The 856-nt window shown below is 56.5% G+C and carries 1 pseudogene; it reads right to left on the reverse strand.

From position 1 onward, the window contains the following. Positions 1-856 (reverse strand): annotated as a pseudogene (locus NTD84_RS00695) (DUF2235 domain-containing protein); the annotation flags it as partial.

The following is an 856-nucleotide window of genomic DNA, read 5'->3' on the forward strand; positions in this document are numbered from 1 at the left end:
CGCCAGGTACAAGTTGACGCCAGGGTTTATGGCGTCGTGGACGCTGAGGTCACCTCCGGCAATGTCTGCTACTGCGGCAGCGGTATCAAAGATGCCGATGAAGTTGATGGCGACTTCGGAATTGACGTGCCAGCCAAAGCCGGCAACAAGACCGGGAGCATCCCTCAAGACCGAGGCCAGAATACTTTGATTGCCCTTCATGACCTCATTCGCAAAGTGCCGAGCCGCGGCGGCGCCTCGACTGAAACCGAAAATATCGAACTCGATAGATGTAATTTCTCGGTCGGGATTTGCAAGTACAAATCGGCGAATTTCAGCAAGAATACCTGCTGGACTCTGCGCAACTCTCGCCAATACACCATGCTCACCCACACCGGTCGCCTGTGAAAAAAGTGCATCCGCTCCGCCACTGCGGGTACCGATACCTTCCAGATACACCGAGATGTAACCTAAGGTTTCTTCATCAGCCAGTCGCCGTTGACTGTCATCGCTGTACAGCTCATACAGCTTGGCCACGTTACTCGTGTCGTTCCCATAGCTGTTATCCGGCGCGCTGCCGTCAGGGGCATACCCATGCTCCCGACAAAACCGCTGGATATCCTCGGCCTGCTCCAGCAGGTTCACATCCCGCGCATAACACCCGGCCACAGTTTCACTGTTGGATCGGTTATTCCCGGTGCCATCAAAAAACACCCCGATGCGCAACGTAATGCCTTGCTCCTCGACTTCTTCCTCTTCTTCCTCCAGCTCATCCGATTCAGGCCCTGGCGACAACGAAGTCCCAGGCGATGCAGGCGCCGGGTTGGCGAGGGAGGCCTCCAATGCCTGTAGCGGCGAAACACCTGCCAGCGGCGCA

This window comes from Pseudomonas sp. 14P_8.1_Bac3 (assembly GCF_025466085.1).
In the GTDB taxonomy this organism is placed as follows: Bacteria; Pseudomonadota; Gammaproteobacteria; order Pseudomonadales; family Pseudomonadaceae; genus Aquipseudomonas.